This is a genomic window from Thermococcus profundus (genome assembly GCF_002214585.1).
In the GTDB taxonomy this organism is placed as follows: Archaea; Methanobacteriota_B; Thermococci; order Thermococcales; family Thermococcaceae; genus Thermococcus; species Thermococcus profundus.
Genome location: NZ_CP014862.1, coordinates 571,340 through 588,766 on the forward strand (window position 1 = coordinate 571,340; position 17,427 = coordinate 588,766).

Consider the following 17,427-nt stretch of genomic DNA (forward strand, 5'->3'; position numbering starts at 1 on the left):
AGCGGTTTTGGGTATTTAAGTTTTTTGGAGAAAGAAAGGAGAAAAGAAGTCATGCACTCCTCATGAAGAAACCGATATCCTCAGGCTAGACCGTCCAGTGTCAGTGCCCATTTCGGAAACCCTTTCCGTGGCCTCCCCTGTGAAGCTCCCTTTTTATAAAGTGGAGAGCTTTATAGAACTCCTTTATGGTCTCCCTATTGGCCATTATGATATTGAGGGCATCTGCATATTTTCCCTGATCCGAGAGTTCTTTGACCTGCTCGTAGACTCCCCTGAATGCATTCAGCCTTTCCTGGAGCCTTGCCGCGTTTCCACCGTTGGAGTTTACCCTCTCGATAACCCTCTGAGCGAACTCCATAGCCCTCTTCCCTCTTCTTAGGAATGCGTTGACGATTCTGTCCGCGTTTGCATAGGCGAGCTCCTTCCTTATCTCAACGAGCTTCTCATCCAGCTGCTTCTTGAGCTCTCTCGCCACTGCGAGGTCTTCCTTGGCTTTCTCAAGGTTCTTGTTCCGCATGTCCTCCATAACCTGTATGTAAGCCTCTTTAGTCTGGTTGAGGAGCTCAGGAGCGTTGCCAACGTCAATTCCCTGCTTCTGAGCCCTTTCAATTGTCTTCTCGGCGGCTTTGAAGTAGCCATTCATCCTTCTGATCTCCCCTGGAAGCTCCCGGAGTTCCTCTCTGGCGGTTTTCACAGCCTTAAGGATGACTTTGTAGTGCCTCATGGCGAGGATTCCGTTGGCTATGGCACCCTCGTAGTAACCGTTCTGATAATCCCCAACGGCAGTTTTCCTGTACTCCTCAGCTTTCTGGTAGTGCTCGAAGATCGTTGAATTGGTGCTGACGTTCGCCTTCTCAATTATTCCCGATGTTATGTTGTGGAGTCTCTCAAGGTTCGAGATTATCTTGCCCGCAACGAGCTCCATCTCCGTGGCGTTGGTGCCCTGGATCTCCTGCGGCAACGAGCCCTTGCTGCTTTCATCCGCAAGGACGGCTCCCGCAGGTACTATGGCCGCCACCAGCAGCCCTATTATCAACAGTGCCTTCAGGCACTTCATAGCCATCACCTCGATAGCGGATAGTGCCGAACTCCTATTTTAGGGACGCGGTGAAAAATTGGATGAAACGAACGTTTCAAGGGATTAAAGGTGTTTAATGGCATTAAAAGCCCAACAAAAATTTCAAGAAATCTATCTCACCAGTTGAAACGATATGAACCGAATAAAAGTTAAAATTTCAAGGAATGGGGTAACAGGGGTCAGAGGACAACCAGCCCCCTGTCCGCCCTCGTCAGCCTTTTACCTCTACCATCCACAACCGCAACGTCGTCCTCTATCCTGACCCCACCGAGGCCTGGAACGTAGACCCCGGGCTCTATGGTGAAGGTCATGCCCTCTTCCAGGACTACCTCACCGTCGGGTCCTATGAAAGGCTCTTCGTGGACATCCAGACCGAGGCCGTGGCCCGTTCTGTGGGTGAAGTAGTCGCCGTAGCCGGCCTTCGCGATGATCTCCCTTGCGGCGGCGTCTATCTCCTTCGCCTTCTTCCCCACCTTAACTGCCCTGTAGGCCGTCTCCTGGGCTTCTTTGACAGTGTTGTAGATCTCAATCAGTTTCTCATCGGGTTTCCCAACTGCTATCGTCCGCGTTATGTCCGAACAGTAGCCCTTCCATCTTGCACCGTAGTCAAGGATAACCATGTCCCCCTCCCTTATCCTCCTGTCTCCCGGGGCGTGGTGCGGGTTGGCGGCGTTCTCCCCGCTGGCCACTATCGGCTCAAAGGATATCCCGTCACTCAGCTCCCGTATCCTGAGCTCGATATTTAGAGCAAGATCCCTCTCACGCATTCCAAGAAGATCCCAGCTCAGGATCTCTTCAAAAACGCGGTCAACTACTTTCGCCGCGTGCTTCATCATCTCAATTTCCTCTTCGTCCTTCCTCATGCGGAGCTCTCGGATTACACTGCTGAGGGGATAGAACTCGAAGTTCCTGTTTCCGAGCCGGATGATGTTTATCAGCCAGTCTGCGCGCATGGTGTTCTCGATGAGAATCCTGCCGGATGAAAGCTCAAGTTCCCCGAGAATCCACGCGAGTTTGTGGTAGGGGTTCTCCCCATCCCTCCAGAACGTAGCCGGAAAGTTTCTCACGACGTTCTCGTAGAGGCTGGGTGCGAGCAGCTGATATTCCCCGTCGGCATTCACCGCCAAAACGGTAAGCCTCTCTCCAGTTTCGTGGAGATGCAGGCCCGTAAGGTAGTAGAGGTTCGTGCCTGGGCTTATGATGGCTCCACCGAACCCTCTTTCGTTCAGCAGGGAAACGAACTTTTCAAGGCGCATTTTTTTCACCACCACCGAATACTCCCTGAGATTTTAACGCTTTTTGTCAGAAGAAACCAAATCCCAGCACCGAGGACTATCCCCGCAACCGTATCCCAGATCCAGTGCTCGGCCAGAAGAACCGTGGAAGGGGGCACCAGGAACGGAAAAAGCGAGAGGAACCTTGCACTTTTCTCCCGTCTCATGAAGAGGGCGAGGAAGCTCACAGTCGCTATCGTACAGTGGGGAGAAGGGAAAACGAACTGGGGCCTGGCTAGCCAGCTCGGAGGGGAATACTTTCTCGGAAGGTCAGGGTAAATATGGTGGGGAGCGTTTACGTGGGCAGTCAAGAATATTATTGAAAGTACAAGGAAGGAAAGGGCGTAGGCTTTGATAAGGATCTTGCATTCAGGGGGATCCCTCAGGAGGAGATAGAGGAACGCCACAACCATCGGTCCGCTAAACCCGAAGTGATAGACCGCGTCCATAACGGTGTAGAGTACGGGATGGGACTTGGTCCACAGGAGAATGGACAGAACGAAATCCCTTGAAGTTCCCGGGAGCTCAAGGAGCAGACCGTTCCAGCTGATGCTCCAGCGGCCCAAAAAGGGGTAAACGATGCTGTAAACCTCCCAGAACAGATATACCGCAAGAAACTCCACTACGAGCCTCTTCCTGTCGTTCATTGAATCGTCCCCTGAATGTAAAGGGACGCCCACTTAAAAAGCTCACCACCGTAATCTTTATAAATACTCCACGCTTCCCATAACTTGGGTCGAGCCGCCGTAGCTTAGTTGGTAGAGCGCCGGACTGTTAATCCGGCGGTCCCCGGTTCGAATCCGGGCGGCGGCGCCATCAGTGGGCCCGTAGCTCAGCCTGGTCAGAGCGCGCGGCTCATAACCGCGTGGTCGGGGGTTCAAAGCCCCCCGGGCCCACCATTACAGCCCTTGCTTGCGCAAGCGCTGGCGGAAGAGTGGTATGCGATTCTAACAAGCTAGTTTTTTGTATATCCATGCTTTCTCCGGAGCTACCAAAAAAAAAAGATCGAGCTTCTGATAAAGAAGTCGGTGGGGTTTTCAGAGCCTCCCCAGTATCTCGCCCTCCACTTCAGGATCGCTCAGGAGTATCAGGACGAGGGCGGAGAGAGCGAACAGCGTTGCTCCCTGGGCTATGACCCCGAGCATCATCCAGAGGAGTGAGAAGATAAGATCCACGAACGATATGTACTTTCCAAAGCCTATCCCCCACTCTTCTCCTCTCCAGAGCCCCCATAGAATTGCTACGTGGAGGAGGCCCACAAAAACGCCTCCTGTGGCCTGGAGGGGGTAGTTTGTTGAGAGAGCGGCTATGCCGAAGAAGTAGAGGGCTATTGAGAGGAAGGATACCATCACGGCACTCTTGGGTCTGATTCCAAACTTCACTATACCACCTCACAGTTTTCCGAGGAGCATGAGAAGTCCGAAGGCCACGAACAGAATCCCCGCCCCCTTGTGGAGGAGATCGACGGGAATGAAGTCTCCGAGCCTCTCACCGATGTACGCCCCGATAAAGTTCACAAGCGCCAGTCCAAGTATTGCCCCGATGAATGCTGTCTTCCATCCGTATTTAGTCGCAAATGCCATCGTGGCCAGCTGGGTCTTGTCGCCAAGCTCCGCGAGAAAAACTGCGACAAAAATGTAGAGAAGGGAATTCATGCTCCGCCCCCTCAGAGCGTTTCTAGGGCCTTCTCCATCCTGTCCATTGCCTCAATCAGCTGTTCCTTCTTTGTGGCGTAGCTGATCCTTATCCAGCCTTCGCCCTGTTTTCCGAAGGCCGTTCCGGGGATGACAACTACTCCGGCGTTATCAAGGAGCCAGTTGGCGAAGTCTTCGCTGCTCATGTCAAGCTCTGGGTTTATCTTGGCCCAGATGTAGAAGGCTCCCTTGGGCCTGAAGGCCTCGATGTGCGGAATGGCCTTAAGTCCCTTCAAAACTAGCTTTCTTCTCTCCGCATAGGTCTCCCTCATTACTTTGAGGGCGTCCCAGCTCCTCTTGTCGCGGAGGGCGGTTATCCCGGCTATCTGGATGAAGGATGTAACATTGCCAACGATGTAGGCGTGAAGCTTTATCATGTCCTTAATAACCTGGGGAGGGGCTATGGCGAATCCTAGCCTCCAGCCGGTCATGGCAAAGGTCTTTGAGAAGCTGTTGGCGAGAATTGTGTTGTCTGGGGCGTACTTTATCATCGGGTGGTGTTTAGCCCCCTCGTACAAGAAGTGCTCGTAGGGCTCGTCGCTGAGGATGTATATGTTGTAGTCCTCCGCTATATCCGCTATCGCCTTTGCCGTTCGCTTGTCTATGGTTGCACCGGTCGGGTTGTTGGGGTAGTTCATCACAAGCATCCTGGTTCTCTTCGTCACCATCTCCACGAGTTCGTCCGGGTCGATACGAAATTCGTTCTCCTCCCTCAGAGGTATGCGGAGTATCCCAGCTTCCGCTATTTTTGCATCTTCTACGTAGCAGACGAAAGCCGGATCGGGGATGATAACATCGTCGCCCTGCTCCAGAAGGGATTCAAATGCCAGGTATGTCGCCTCATAAGCGCCGGCCGTGACTATTATGCTGTTCGGGTCAACGTCCACCTTGTAGAAGTCGCGGTAGTACTCCGCTATGGCCTCCCTAAACTCGGGTATCCCCGCGTTGGGGGTGTAGTGGGTGTAACCCTCATCAAGGGCCCTTTTGGCGGCGTCCTTTATGACCTCTGGGGTGTCAAAATCAGGCTCCCCTATGCCGAGGGAAATGACGTTTTCCATCTTCCTTGCCTTCTCAAAAAGCTCCCTGATCTTGGATCTCTGGATGAGGTTTATCCTGCCGGCCATGAAGTACTTCCTTTTCTTGTATCTCATGAAGATCACCTCAGCATTTCGAACTCAGGTGGGGGCTCCTTATAAAGTTAACCTGAAAGAAGGGTCGATTTATCGAAAATCGGCCTACAAAACCTCGACTAGGGCGGATTTTTCAAAATATATCTTCGCTTCTTCCTCTGTGCATTGAATCGGGAGGGTGGAACTTAAACCAAGCCTCTTTACGACCTCCTCCGCCTCGTCTCCGGTACCGAAGACGACGAGGTAGTTGAGCCCCTTGCCGACACCGCGGGCTTTGATGGCGTCGCTTATCTGGAGGGTTCCCGCCAGTCGGAGCAGGAGCTCCCCCCCTAGAGTCTTTGCGTGGTTTGTTTTTCTCTCGAAGGCCCTTCTGGCGAGTATCGCCGCATGGACGACCTCTTGATAACACTTGGCCCTCACCAGCTGAACTTTCCCTCCGAGCAACGGAAGAACAGCCTCTGGATCTTCAACGATGACGGCCTCTACGACTATTCCATCCGCGACCTCCCTCATGCTCTCCCCCACTGAAAGTTGGATTCGCATTTATAACAATTGTCCTAGTATCATGTCCAGAATTATTCATCCAAAATTCTTTTTGTTAAATCGATAATATCCAAAAAATTTTTGAAAAAAATATTATGTTAATATTATTAACAAGCCGCAAAGTATTTAACTACTTAAATCACTAACTAAAGTAGCGACTCACTGGACTGGGTGATACAGTATATGACAAAGATGCGCATCATAAGCGTGCAGGTGCCGCAGAGTTTCATCAACGCTATGGATCAGCTCGTGAGGCGCGGTATCTATCCCAGCAGGAGCGAGATAATAAGGACCGCACTCAGAGAGTTCCTGAAAAGAGAGATGAACATAGAGCTTCCAGAGGACGAGGTTCCTGGGTATGTTATAAAATAATCCGCCGCACGATGGAGAGGGGGTAAGAAATATGGTGTTTAAACTGCTGGAGCAGGCCGGGATAAAACTGGATCTGGACGAGGGACCGAAGGTCGAGAAGAGGGAGGATTTCTTTGATGAAAACCTCGACGACTTCATAAAGATATCAATAGTCGGCGTTGGTGGCTCTGGAAATAATACTATCACCAGGCTCTACGAGCTCGGTGTTGAGGGTGCCGAGTTAATAGCCATGAACACCGATGCCCAGCACCTTTCAAGGGTCAAGGCCCATAAGAAGCTCCTTCTCGGCAAGGAAATAACTCACGGAAAAGGATCTGGAGGAGATCCAACCGTTGGTTATAAGGCCGCCGAGGCGAGCGCCCACGAGATAGCCAAGACGATTGGGGACGTTGATCTGGTTTTCATAACCGCTGGTATGGGCAACGGTACCGGAACTGGAGCGGCTCCGGTGGTTGCGAAGGTCATCAAGGAGCACGCGAGGAACAGCGGCAGGTTTAGGGAGCCCCTAGTTGTCAGCGTTGTCACGTTCCCGTTCAAGACCGAGGGGACCATACGTCTCGAAAAGGCCCGCGCTGGAATAAAGGCCCTCCTTCAGTACTCTGACACCGTCATAATCATTGAGAACGACAAGCTCCTTAAGCTCGTGCCGAACCTCCCGATAAGCGCCGCCTTCCGCTTTGCCGACGAGATAATCGCCAGAATGGTTAAGGGAATAACCGAGACCATAAAGCTCCCCTCAATGGTTAACATAGACTTTGCCGATGTCTACAGCGTTATGAAGGACGGTGGAGCGGCTCTCATAGGAATTGGCGAGAGCGACTCCAAGAACAGGGCAGTTGAGGCGGTAAAGGCCGCCCTCGAGAACAAGATGCTCGACGTCAAGTTCGGAAGCGGAAACAAGGCTCTCGTTCACTTCACCGTCGGTCCAGACGTTAACCTCGGGGAGATAAACGAGGCCATGGAGATCGTCTACAACAACCTCGGGGCTAAGTCTGAGATCAAGTGGGGAGCCAGGGTCGACGAGGACATGGGCAAAGTCGTCCGCGCAATGGTCATAATGACCGGTGTCGAGAGTCCGCACATCCTCGGTGGTGAAACTGCGCTCACCACTGAGAAAGACGCGGTCGTCGTTCCAAAGCCGACTTCATTCCCATTTGAGGGTTCCAAGTCAAGGGGCTCCAAGGACATATACTCAATCATCTCGGGGCAGGATGACAGGATAAAAGACAGGGCAAGTGATGAGAGAAAGAAGAGGATTGAGGAGATCTTTGCTAACTCTGGCATCGAGGAGCTTTGATTCTTCCACTATTTAATTCCATAAAGTTTTTATCGTTCGAATCCTCAACTGGTTAGGCTTTAGTAGGAGAAGTGCGGGTGGTAGAATGGCCGTTGTAATCAGTGTGGCCAACCAGAAGGGTGGCGTTGGAAAAACGACTCTGACCATGAACCTCGGCTACGGCCTTGCCAGGGCAGGCAGAAGGGTGCTTTTGATAGACGTTGATCCACAGTTCAACCTAACCTTCGGCCTCATAGGGATGGACGTTCTCAAGTACGAGGGCAACAACGTTGGAACCCTCATGAGCAGGGAGAGTGATGTTGAGGATGCCGTAGTAGAGGTCACCGAGAACCTTCATCTGATCCCGAGCCACCTCAACCTTTCTGCTAAGGAGATAGAGATCATCAACGCATACAACAGAGAGAGGAGGCTCGTAAAGGCCATCTCGCCGATCCTGCCGGACTACGATTACGTTCTCATAGACAACCCCCCGAGCATGGGCATCTTCCTTGTCAACTCCCTCACTGCCTCGGACTACGTCCTGATACCCTTGGAGCTCAGCTACTTCGGCGTCATTGGCATGCAGCTCATGTTCAACCTCATGTCAATGATAAGGGAGGAGACCAACGAGAACCTCACCCTCATGGGCCTCGTGCCCAACAAGTTCACAAGGCAGACGAAGGTTCCCCAGACCCGGCTCAGAGAGCTCAAAGCGGCTTACCCGGACGCACCGATACTCACGACGATACCAAAGGCGGTAGCCCTTGAGAAGGCCCAGGGGGAGGGCGTTAACATATTCGAATACGAGCCGGATGGAAGGGCCGCGCGGGCCTTTGAGAAGCTTACGAAAGAGGTGATTTCAATTGCCGAAGGAGAGTAAAATTCCCAAGCTGTTTTCCGGTTCCGTTAACGATCTGACCAAACCTTCAAAACCCAAAAAGGAAAAGGACAAGGAGGATTTAAAGACCCAGAAGAAGCAGAAGACCCTCTACATAAGCCTCGACATAAACCGGAAGCTCATCGAGCTCTACGGTGATGAAGGGAGGAGGCAGAGCATCATAGTTGAGGACGCCGTCAACCTCTACTACTACCTCAAACAGGCTCTCGGCGAGAAGAAGTTTGAGGAGCTTATGAGCGCAGTCAGGAGAGAAGACCCCGACTTCCTGAGGGACTACATGGGAAGGTTCCGCCTCTGATGTTTTCTTTCATTCACAGAACTCCTCAACGATTCTCTGGAGGATTTTGCTAGTCTTTGCCCGGTCGCTCCGGTAGAGGTAGGGGATCCTTATGACCTCCGCGTTTATCCCATGCCTCCTCAGCTCCTCCTTTAACCTCCTGCAGTCGAAGGTCTGATCCGGCCCGATGGCCACTATGTCTGGGTTTATCCTCCTGACCATATCGTAGTCTATCGCCCTGGGCGAACCTATGTAAACCTCATCGACGTATTTTATGGCCTTCAACAGCTCTGCCCTGTCCTCCGCCGGGTTCACGGGGTTTCTCCGTTTGTTCCTCCGGACGGTCTCGTCGTGGGCTACTATAACTACCAGCTCGTCCCCGAGCTCCTTTGCCTGTTTCAAGAAGTGGACGTGGCCCACGTGGAGGATGTCGAAGACTCCCCCCACGAGAACCCGGATCTTCTTTTTCCCTCCCTCCGGCTTCTCCATATCAGCCCACCGTTAGCTCCCATATCCTATCCTTGGCGTGGTGGATGTTCTTCACGGCCTTTCCTTTGGGCTTCTCTTTCATCGTCTTCCCGTCCATGAGGGCTATCCCTATCGCGAGGGGCCTTCCGTAGTCTTCCTCTACCACAAAGACGAAGTCTCCTTCTCTGATGTTCTCATCGGCGTCGGTTATTCCGGCGGCCATAACGTCCGCACCGTTTAGTATAAACTTGACGGCACCTGAATCGACAACGACGCGCCTCGGCCACTTCCTCAGGTCTTCCTCGTTGGAGAGTTCGTAGAGCGCTATTACCAGTGGGAACAGGAGTTCCTTCCTCCTTATGAAGAAGGGCTTGCCGTTCACGAGGAGGATCTCGGTGGTCTTGTCGAACTCCGCTACCTCGACCCTGTCCTTTTTGTCCAGCATCTTCTTCGCTATCTCCTCACCAAAGATTTCGCCCATCTCGCGGATTATCTCCTTCACTTCCTTCTTGCTGAGCGGGTGCTTGACCTTCAGCTCCACCTTCTCACCCTCCTATCTCTTCGTATATTCTCTTTGCCGCTTTCCCTGGATTCTCACTCTCATAAATCGCGCGCCCGACGATTATATAATCCGCGCCCGCGTTGAGGGCTTCCCTGGCGCTTCCGCCCTGCACCCCAACTCCAGGAGTGATAACTTTAATCCCTGGCATAAGCTTTGACCGGGTATACCTCACCCTCTCGGGCCTCGTCGCGGGGGCGATTACGCCGAAGGGTCCAAGCTCGTTGGCGAGTTCAATAAGCCTGTCGGTTACGGGCTGGATGAACTCCTCCGCTCCAGGATGGCTCATTTCGACGACAATTATCGTCTTTCCAAGCTCCATGACTGCCTTAACGCTGTCCCTTCCAACGAAGCCGTGGGCGATGATATAGTCCGCCCCAGCCTCGAAGACCTTACTTGCTATCAGCCTGTTCGTGTTGGGTATGTCTGCGAGCTTCAGGTCGGCTATGACTGGAAGTCCGGTTCTTTCCTTTAGTTCGGTAATGATCTCCAAACCGGAGCCTATGATAAGGGGCCAGTTTACCTTAACCGCCCACAGGTATTCCGCAGTACTCTCCGCTATCTCCAGGGCTTTCTTGAGCTCGTAGACGTCGAGTGCTAGGATGAGTCTGCTGTTCCCCATGGGTTCACCTCACGAGCGACTTTATTTCCTCTGGGATGTGTTCGCCCTTCAGGAAGAGTGCAACGTGATAGGCGCTCTTCATGGCATCCGCCGAGTTCTCGGCCCAGGTAACGACGACCATGTCACCATCTTCGGCTTCGAAGGCGTTCTTTATATCCTCGGCCAGCTCCGGCATCGTCTCGGAGAGGGCGCGCATGTCCTCGGGGAACACGGGCTCTCCGTCTTTAACGGTGAGAACCATGGCACCTTTGGCAAAGTACCTCACGGCCTCGTCTCGAAGCTCTATGCTCTTGAAGCTTCCTGGTTTTCTGATCAGAATGGCGTAGGCCGGGAACCCCTCCACCTTTCCTGCTTTGTGAACCTCGGAGAAGTGCTTCTCTATTTTTTCTAGAATCTCCTTTCCTCTATCGCTGAGCGAATGACCCCTTTGGGTGGATCTGATAAGATCAAGAAAGCCGAGCTTTTTCAGGATCGTCCTGACGCTTCCCTCCCCGAGATCGAGCATCTCCGAGATGAGCTTTCTGCCGGTGGGTTCCTTAAGAAGAAACATGGTCGCTATAACGTCCTCGAGTGTGAACTCAGGATAGGCTCCTCTCTTCCAGCTCATCGGCTTCCCTCCGAAAGAACTAGGACGGGGAGAATTAAAAGTTTGTGGAGAAAAGAAGGAAGGGAATTCAAAGCCACTTGGGCTTCAGTCCGGCCCACATCCTGGCCTTCTCGTGGGCGATTATCCTCGGTATGTTCGGCTTCTCCTTCGGTCCGGGGTTCTTCATGTAGAAGGCGTTGACCTCGTAGACCGTTCCGAACTCCTTCTTCTCAACGGCCATCTTTCCGAGCCTCACGAGGTCGACGAGCAGGCCGGCGAGGGCTGGGCTGTCGTTTATCCTTCCAGTGATGACGAGCTCATCGTGGGCGCCGTTGAAGCTGACGTACTCGATGTGCATGGCGATGAACTTCTTGTCGCCGAGGGGCTCGAGGAAACCGGTCGGCTTGATGTAGTGCGGGGCGTCGTAGCCGAGTAGATCCTTAACGATCGAGCTCTTCGTGAACTCCTTGCTCTTGTTCCTCTCCTTGTCGGTGAGTGCTAAGAAGTCGTTGTTGCCGCCGATGTTGAACTGGGCAACGTCGAGAACGTAGCGGTTCCTCTGGGCGAGGTGGCTGAGAACGTCTGCGGTGAGCGGTGTCGCACCGGTGGCTCCGTCGTCGCCGAAGATAACGAGGTTGCTCTCCTTTGCGAGCTCAATGTAGACCGGGTCGTTGGCTATGAGGGTTGGAATGGCGTTCACGAAGGCCGCTCCGCCGACTTCCTTGGCGTACTTGGCTGCCGCGTAGACGTAGACCTGGGTGGCGGTGAGCCTCTCGCGGTTGTCTTCCTCGATGGCCTTCTCGAGCTCCTCCCTGCTCTCGAAGGGGACGAATGCCTCGGTGGTGCAGACGTTGACGAAGACGTCCGGCTTGAGCTCCTTCCACTCGCTAACGAGGTGCTCAACGGCCTCCTTGAGCGTTATCTCGTCGTCGAGGCCTGTTGCCTCAATCGGAAGGTTCCTGAGGCTCCTCAGGTGGATTCCCTTCCTCACGGTTATCCCCTTCAGGCTCTCCGGGGCCTCTGGATCGTAGGCCTTAACGACCTCGTGGAGGTCCTTTCCAACCTTGCTTGCGTCTACATCGTAGGAACCAACGATTTCGATGTCCTTTATCTTGATTGGGAGCTCGTCGGCCATTGGAACGCCGTAGGGCTCCATCTTCCCTGCCTTTATCTTCTCAAGTCCGCTCGCAAAAATGCTAGCAACGAATCCCTGTCCGAGTATAACAACCCTAACCATTTCATCCACCTCCTGTGCTGGTCTAAAATATTTTACAGCAGTTAAATAGTTTTCGCTTGCAAAACTTTCTTTGAGATGAAATAAGCTGTCAGGAGAACACGGGTGTTTGTGAGCAGGGCCAGTGTGATGAAAAGAACTTTTATGGAAAGACCCGCTGGGTAGAGGAGGAACAGCATGGTCAGAAAGACCCTTTCGTCCCTCTTCCCGGGCAGTTTTCTGAGCGCTGGAACATCAGCGTAGGCATCCCTGCAGAATGCCCCCTTGAACCTCTCCGTCGAGTAGCTTACCATCACCGAGCCAAGGAGGGCCAGGAGCGCCACCAGATACCATACCGGCTCCCTGAGTGTGGTGTATGCGAGAAGCGCGAGAAAGCTCCCGTCCACGTAGCGATCCAGGAGGGAGTCTATGTACCCCCCAAGTTTGCTCGTTCTCAGCTGAGCCCTTGCCAGTTCCCCATCCACGCCGTCGAGGATTGAGCTGAGCTGGTAGAGTATCCCCGCTAGGGGCAGGTTTACGGGAGTTGTTAGCGCAGAGATAATGCCCAGGAAGAACGTTACCACCGTCATCTGATTCGGAGTGACCTTCTCCACAAGCAGTTCGCTGACTCTTGTTGAAACTCTCCTGTTCAGGTGTCTGCTTATGAACCCGTCCCCGGTTCCCTTCACCGCCGTCCTGATGAGCATTCTCCTCGCCCTTTTGATCTCTTCGGGGGTGTCAACATCAGTCCATCCGAGGCCGTCAACGAAAGTAACTGGAACCTTTGCGCGCCCGATAACTTCGCTCAGGGGGTAGTCGCCGTTCTTCTCGCTTTCGAGGATTGCTGTAACTTTGAAAATCCCCTCATCGAGGACGAAAAATCCGGTGTCTACGGCGTCCCACTCCTTGAGCCCCTTCCCTATCCTCAAGACCCTTCCGTCCTTTACCGTGACTTTTGTTGCCTCGTTGATATCAACCCACCTCGGCTCCCTGTCCGCTATCAGCCCCTCGCCCCTAACTGCCTTCTCGATGAACCCCCCCGAATACACGTGATCGCTCATCACGAGAACGAACTTTCCCTCAACCTTTTCCCTGGCGAGATGGAGCGAGTGGCCGTTGCCCTTCTCAGGCTCGGGGTTTACGACGAGCTCAGTGTCAAAGCCGTGCTTCTCTATGAACTCCCTGTAAAGTGGTGAGTACTTCTCGTTGGTAACCACTACGAACTTTTTGACGCCGCTTTCCTGGAGTAGTCTCATCGTTCTGTACAGAATCTCCCTTCCCGCTATCTTGACCAGCCCCTTGGGTTTTCCACCCATCCTCGTCCCGAAGCCGGCTGCGAGAATCACTGCCGTCCCTGGCACCATCCCCATCACCTTTTTAAGTGTGGCTCTAAGTCCGGTAATGTTAAGGTGGCCATGATTTGAAGCTTTCGGGTGAGAGAGATGCGCGTTGCAGTCCTCTACTCAGGCGGGAAAGACTCGAACTACGCCCTCTACTGGGCTTTGAAGAAGGGCTTTGAGGTTAAGTACCTCGTCTCGATGGTGAGCGAGAGTGAAGAGAGCTACATGTACCACGTGCCTAACATCCACCTCACCGAGCTTCAGGCTAAAGCTGTTGGAATCCCCCTCGTCAAGGGCTTCACCTCCGGCGAGAAGGAGAAGGAAGTCGAGGACATGAAGGCCGTTCTCGAGGGGCTGAAGATCGATGGGGTAGTTGCAGGTGCTTTAGCGAGCGAGTATCAGAAGCAGAGGGTCGATAGAGTTGCAAAGGAGCTGGGCATTGAGAGCTTTGCTCCTGCCTGGCACCGTGATCCAGTCGATTACATGAGAGAGATAATCAGCATCTTTGATGTTGTCATAGTCGGAACCGCCGCCTACGGTCTCGACCAGAGCTGGCTCGGCAGGAGGATAGACGAGAAGGCCTTTGAAGAGCTGATAAAGCTCAATGAGAAGTACAAGGTTCACGTTGCCGGGGAGGGCGGCGAGTTCGAAACCTTCGTGAGGGACGCACCGTTCTTCAGGGCGAGGATAGTCTTCGACGAGGTTGAAAAGAAGTGGGACGAGTGCAGCTATTCGGGCGTGCTGGAGGTGAAGGGGGCACATCTGGAGCCGAAGGGGTGAACTGCCGCTGGTAAAAAGTGATAGCGGATAAAGTGAGGCTCAGCCGAACAGCCACCTCCGTATCCAGGAGCGCCTTCCCATGTCTCTTTTGACCAGGATTACCGTTTTCCTGCATTCCTTTCCGACCTCCACTGGAACTTCACCGAACAGAGCCTTCCGGAGAAACGTTCCCTCCGATGCCCCCATTATCACCATGTCGTACTCCTCGCATCTGGAAAGGATTGCCCGCTTGGGGTTCTCGGCCCTGATTATTTCCAGGTGTCCCCTGGCACCGTTTAATAACCTCATAATCGGCTCAAGACGGCGCTCTATCCTCTTTCTGTCTTCTCCCTCTCTGTCCACGTAGAGGATCGTGACACTTGCATTGTTCTTAATGGAAAATATCCTTGCCACATCTGCGGCCAGAAGGCTGTGAGGTCCACCGCTAGTGGGGAAAAGGATTTTCTTGATCTCCTCATCTTTACCTGGCTTCACGAGGAGAACGTCGCATGGGACTTCCACCAGCCTGTCGAGGTTGCTCCCGAGGATGTAGCCCAGCCTAGAGCGTCCCCTCCAGCCGAGGATGAGCAAATCTGGGTTTTTATTCCGTATAGCGCTCATTATTCCACGGTAGACGCTGTGGGCGTAGTAAACGACTCCCCTGATGTTTACCTTTCCACTCAACGAGGCTTTGACTTCTCTAATCAGCTCGAACGCAGGCCCGGCAAAGCGGCGTGCCTCCTCAAGCGGCGTCTGCTCCGGGACAGTAACGACGGTAACTATCGCCAGTTCTCCGTTTTTAGCTTCTGCTATCGTCTCACCGATTTTGGCAATGTAAGGGGCAGTCTTGGGGTTTGAGACCGCTGCAAGAACCTTGTAGCCCTCGGGAAGCCACTCCCCGAAGACCACCTCCCTTTCGTGCGTCTTCCTTGCCTCCTTTGCTCCCTTGTACTTCGTGCTTATGACGAGGCCCAGTCCCAGCCAGCCCAGGGTTACGAGCCATGCGGTTGGGCTGACGTTGAAGACCCATACTGAGAGAACTGCCTGGAGAATTATGGCTATTATCGGAATGGCCGGGAAGTAAGGCATTAGGAAGCCGTATTCGAGTTCGCTTCCCCTCTCGTGCCTTATCTTTATGACAGCCGCGTTGACGAGGAGGAATATGAGGAGGAATACTATGTCGGCGCTAGCGGCTACATCCTCTATCGGGAGGGCCATCGCAACGGTTATGATTATGATCGAGGAGAGGGCGAGGGCTATGTGAGGCACCCTCCTAACTGGATGAATTCTCGAGGCGAACTTCGGAAGCCTTCCGTCTCTGCTTATAGCGAACAGAACCCTCGTTGAGGAGTATATGGTGGCGTTGAGGGCGGAGGTGGAGGAGAATATCGCCGCCAGCGTTATCAACAATCCACCATAGGGCATCAAATCCTTTATCGCCTCGCCCATCCCAACGGCACCGTGGGAAGCGAACCACGCTGTTAGGTTCTCTGGAGAAACGTCCGCTCCGACTATCGCGGCGAAGGCGAAGAGGAGGTATGTTGTAGTTACTGCAACGACCGAGTAGAGGATGGCCTTTGGGATGCTCTCCTTGGGGTCAAAGGCTTCCTCTCCGGCGTGGGCTATGACCTCGTAACCTTCAAAGCCGACGTAGGTGAATCCCATCGCCGCCAGAACCTTGCCCCAGCCGTTGGGGACGAAGTAGGTGAAATGTGAAAGCCTTTCCGGGTGTAAAATCGTGTAGAAGACTGCGAACAGGCCTATGAATATGAGCGTTGACATCTGGCCGATGGTTATGAGGTTCTCTATGTTTCCTGTCTCGGAGACACCGATGTAATTGATGGCCACAAAGACGATTATTATGAAAAGGGCCAGCGCCTTTATGGCCAGCTCGCTCCCGATTCCGAGGGAGGAAAACCAGTCCGTTCCTTCGAGGAGGAACACTGTGTAGGTTGCGAAGGTTATAGCGTACAAACTCCCTGCAACCGTTAGGGCGAACCAGTTGAGCCAGCCTGAAAGAAAACCTACCAGCCCCTTAAAGGCCTCGTCTATGTAGGTGTAAGCTCCACCCGCCGTTGGAATGGCGGAGGCAAGCTCTGCGAAGGCCATTGCCGAGAAGAGCGCCACGAGACCGTTTAAAGCGAAGGCCACGAGGATTCCGCCGGGGCCAGCGAAGCCAATCGAGATTCCCGTTGCCACGAAAACCCCAGCCCCTATCATCATCCCCATGCCCATCATCATGAGGTGCCATATTGACAATCCCCTGGACAGCTGGACTTCCTCCTCCATGTTACCGCCTCCTCGAGATTACTGCGCTCCTAACAGAGTGCACCTTTTGCCTGATCCGGCGCTTTCTCAAAGATTCTCTCTGTTTCTTTAGTCCTTCGATTATCCTCCGGGATTTCTGGAGCAGATAGAGCATGAACGCGTACGAGCCCGAGATTATTGTTATTCCTATTATTTGAGAGCCGTTCAAGTTACCCCCTCCTTTGGCTAGGTTGTTCTCTGTTAATATCTTTAAGATGAACGATGAAGTTAAAAACAGTTCGGGTTCTTGATAACTTTTCCAAAATGCGCATGCTGGTCTCGAGTCCTTTTGATGTTGCCCAGATGACTCCTGAGGGGTTTGATCTGGCTTCTGGTTTATCACGGTCCTATTATGCCCCTTGAGAAATGAATGTATCCACCCTGCTGTTCTGGATATTAAGAAGGCCCCGCCGGAGCCGAAGTGAGTTAGAGCTTCGATATCCTTATTTTATCCTCGTGAACCGTAACTATCTTGCCGTAGAAATCGATGTCTCGCGTGACCACGTTTTTGAGCATCGTGTAGATAAAATTGATGTTTTTCGGTTGGAACCTGAGCAGGATGAGGCCGGGTATTTTCAGACCTTCGACGAACACTATCATCCCAAAATCTTTGTCAAAGGTCACTAGAACTCTGTTTTCCTCGGTGGCCATCCTTGCGACTTCTTCATCGGTGATGCCCCGCTTTATATCGTAAACTGAGACAATGTCTATTCCTTCCCTTTTCAGCCGCCTGACGACTCCGTAAGGGACGTTTTCGTCAGCCAGAAACCTCAACGTACTGCTCCTCCTTGAGAATTATACTTGCGTATCGTATCGCCGCGAGAATGTCCTCCTTAGTGAGTTGGGGGTAGTTTTCAAGGATTTCCTCAAAGCTCCAGCCGTTGGCAAGAAGTTCGAGTATAAAGTAGACCGGGATTCTGGTGCCCTTTATTACGGGTTTCCCCCCCATCTTTTTTGGATCTATCTCTATCCTCTCCATCATCATCGGAGACTGATAGTCAGGGGGGGCTTAAATACCTTGCGAAGGGAGA

Annotated in this window: 21 protein-coding genes and 2 tRNA genes; 7 read left to right on the plus strand and 16 right to left on the minus strand. The window is 53.0% G+C overall.

Annotated features, from left to right (window positions below):
- Positions 1-100: 100 nt before the first annotated feature.
- The 3 genes from A3L09_RS03165 to A3L09_RS03175 form a co-directional block, all read right to left on the minus strand.
- Positions 101-1,063 carry a hypothetical protein gene (locus A3L09_RS03165; protein ID WP_157727190.1) on the minus strand — a complete coding sequence of 321 codons (963 nt, stop codon included), beginning with the start codon at positions 1,061-1,063 and terminating at the stop codon, positions 101-103.
- Between the two features lie 194 nt (positions 1,064-1,257).
- Positions 1,258-2,334: a M24 family metallopeptidase gene (locus A3L09_RS03170; RefSeq protein WP_088857583.1), complete on the minus strand. Its 1,077-nt coding sequence runs from the start codon at positions 2,332-2,334 to the stop codon at positions 1,258-1,260.
- Between the two features lie 5 nt (positions 2,335-2,339).
- Entirely contained in the window at positions 2,340-3,032 is a 693-nt protein-coding gene (locus A3L09_RS03175; protein ID WP_157727191.1) for a phosphatase PAP2 family protein, read from the minus strand.
- A 60-nt stretch (positions 3,033-3,092) separates the two neighbouring features.
- Between A3L09_RS03175 and A3L09_RS03180 the strand changes: the two genes are divergently transcribed.
- Together A3L09_RS03180 and A3L09_RS03185 are read left to right on the plus strand one after the other, a co-directional pair.
- Positions 3,093-3,168, plus strand: a tRNA-Asn gene (locus tag A3L09_RS03180).
- 5 nt (positions 3,169-3,173) lie between these two features.
- Positions 3,174-3,251 (plus strand) — tRNA-Ile (locus A3L09_RS03185).
- Between the two features lie 138 nt (positions 3,252-3,389).
- Here A3L09_RS03185 and A3L09_RS03190 read toward each other — a convergent pair.
- The 4 genes from A3L09_RS03190 to cgi121 all read right to left on the minus strand — a co-directional run bounded on the left by A3L09_RS03190 (position 3,390) and on the right by cgi121 (position 5,689).
- The gene (locus A3L09_RS03190) at positions 3,390-3,734 is read right to left on the minus strand and encodes a hypothetical protein (RefSeq protein ID WP_088857585.1); all 345 of its coding nucleotides are present in this window, start codon (positions 3,732-3,734) and stop codon (positions 3,390-3,392) included.
- A 9-nt stretch (positions 3,735-3,743) separates the two neighbouring features.
- Positions 3,744-4,007: a TMEM165/GDT1 family protein gene (locus tag A3L09_RS03195; RefSeq protein WP_088857586.1), complete on the minus strand. Its 264-nt coding sequence runs from the start codon at positions 4,005-4,007 to the stop codon at positions 3,744-3,746.
- 11 nt (positions 4,008-4,018) lie between these two features.
- A complete protein-coding gene (locus A3L09_RS03200; RefSeq protein WP_088857587.1) occupies positions 4,019-5,197 on the minus strand; it encodes a pyridoxal phosphate-dependent aminotransferase in 1,179 nt (392 codons plus the stop codon).
- 84 nt (positions 5,198-5,281) lie between these two features.
- A complete protein-coding gene (gene cgi121 / locus A3L09_RS03205) occupies positions 5,282-5,689 on the minus strand; it encodes a KEOPS complex subunit Cgi121 (protein WP_088857588.1) in 408 nt (135 codons plus the stop codon).
- Between the two features lie 213 nt (positions 5,690-5,902).
- Here cgi121 and A3L09_RS03210 point away from each other — a divergent pair, with 213 nt between their 5' ends.
- From A3L09_RS03210 to A3L09_RS03225, 4 genes are all read left to right on the plus strand, one after another.
- The gene (locus A3L09_RS03210) at positions 5,903-6,091 is read left to right on the plus strand and encodes a ribbon-helix-helix domain-containing protein (protein ID WP_088857589.1); all 189 of its coding nucleotides are present in this window, start codon (positions 5,903-5,905) and stop codon (positions 6,089-6,091) included.
- A 31-nt stretch (positions 6,092-6,122) separates the two neighbouring features.
- Entirely contained in the window at positions 6,123-7,388 is a 1,266-nt protein-coding gene (ftsZ, locus tag A3L09_RS03215) for a cell division protein FtsZ (RefSeq protein WP_088857590.1), read from the plus strand.
- 85 nt (positions 7,389-7,473) lie between these two features.
- Positions 7,474-8,247, plus strand: a complete 774-nt coding sequence (locus tag A3L09_RS03220) for a ParA family protein (RefSeq protein WP_088857591.1) — start codon at positions 7,474-7,476, stop codon at positions 8,245-8,247.
- Complete coding sequence (locus A3L09_RS03225) at positions 8,231-8,563, plus strand: CopG family transcriptional regulator (protein ID WP_088857592.1); 333 nt, start codon at positions 8,231-8,233, stop codon at positions 8,561-8,563. The genes A3L09_RS03220 and A3L09_RS03225 overlap by 17 nt, the downstream gene beginning before the upstream one ends.
- 9 nt (positions 8,564-8,572) lie before the next feature.
- On the opposite strand, the gene A3L09_RS03230 is transcribed toward A3L09_RS03225, so the two are convergent.
- From A3L09_RS03230 to A3L09_RS03255, 6 genes are all read right to left on the minus strand, one after another.
- Positions 8,573-9,031: an adenylyltransferase/cytidyltransferase family protein gene (locus tag A3L09_RS03230; protein ID WP_088857593.1), complete on the minus strand. Its 459-nt coding sequence runs from the start codon at positions 9,029-9,031 to the stop codon at positions 8,573-8,575.
- A 1-nt stretch (position 9,032) separates the two neighbouring features.
- Positions 9,033-9,551 (minus strand): RNA-binding protein, encoded by a 519-nt coding sequence (locus A3L09_RS03235; RefSeq protein WP_088857594.1) that lies wholly within the window; start codon positions 9,549-9,551, stop codon positions 9,033-9,035.
- 4 nt (positions 9,552-9,555) lie between these two features.
- Positions 9,556-10,191, minus strand: a complete 636-nt coding sequence (gene pyrF, locus A3L09_RS03240) for an orotidine-5'-phosphate decarboxylase (RefSeq protein WP_088857595.1) — start codon at positions 10,189-10,191, stop codon at positions 9,556-9,558.
- Between the two features lie 4 nt (positions 10,192-10,195).
- Entirely contained in the window at positions 10,196-10,798 is a 603-nt protein-coding gene (locus A3L09_RS03245) for a DUF4443 domain-containing protein (protein ID WP_088857596.1), read from the minus strand.
- 67 nt (positions 10,799-10,865) lie between these two features.
- Positions 10,866-12,014 carry an inositol-3-phosphate synthase gene (locus tag A3L09_RS03250; protein ID WP_088857597.1) on the minus strand — a complete coding sequence of 383 codons (1,149 nt, stop codon included), beginning with the start codon at positions 12,012-12,014 and terminating at the stop codon, positions 10,866-10,868.
- 41 nt (positions 12,015-12,055) lie between these two features.
- Positions 12,056-13,354: a bifunctional L-myo-inositol-1-phosphate cytidylyltransferase/CDP-L-myo-inositol myo-inositolphosphotransferase gene (locus A3L09_RS03255; protein ID WP_088857598.1), complete on the minus strand. Its 1,299-nt coding sequence runs from the start codon at positions 13,352-13,354 to the stop codon at positions 12,056-12,058.
- Positions 13,355-13,432: 78 nt separating this feature from the next.
- On the opposite strand from A3L09_RS03255, the gene A3L09_RS03260 reads away from it, so the two are divergent.
- The gene (locus A3L09_RS03260) at positions 13,433-14,110 is read left to right on the plus strand and encodes a diphthine--ammonia ligase (RefSeq protein WP_088857599.1); all 678 of its coding nucleotides are present in this window, start codon (positions 13,433-13,435) and stop codon (positions 14,108-14,110) included.
- 39 nt (positions 14,111-14,149) lie between these two features.
- Here A3L09_RS03260 and A3L09_RS03265 read toward each other — a convergent pair whose 3' ends face one another.
- The 3 genes from A3L09_RS03265 to A3L09_RS03280 form a co-directional block, all read right to left on the minus strand.
- Positions 14,150-16,378, minus strand: coding sequence for an amino acid permease (locus A3L09_RS03265; protein ID WP_088857600.1), 2,229 nt, complete (start codon positions 16,376-16,378; stop codon positions 14,150-14,152).
- Between the two features lie 444 nt (positions 16,379-16,822).
- On the minus strand, positions 16,823-17,170 hold the full coding sequence (locus A3L09_RS03275; RefSeq protein WP_088857602.1) for a DUF5615 family PIN-like protein: 348 nt from the start codon (positions 17,168-17,170) through the stop codon (positions 16,823-16,825).
- Positions 17,154-17,381, minus strand: a complete 228-nt coding sequence (locus A3L09_RS03280) for a DUF433 domain-containing protein (RefSeq protein ID WP_232473567.1) — start codon at positions 17,379-17,381, stop codon at positions 17,154-17,156. Before A3L09_RS03280 ends, A3L09_RS03275 begins: the two co-directional genes overlap by 17 nt.
- Positions 17,382-17,427: the final 46 nt, after the last annotated feature.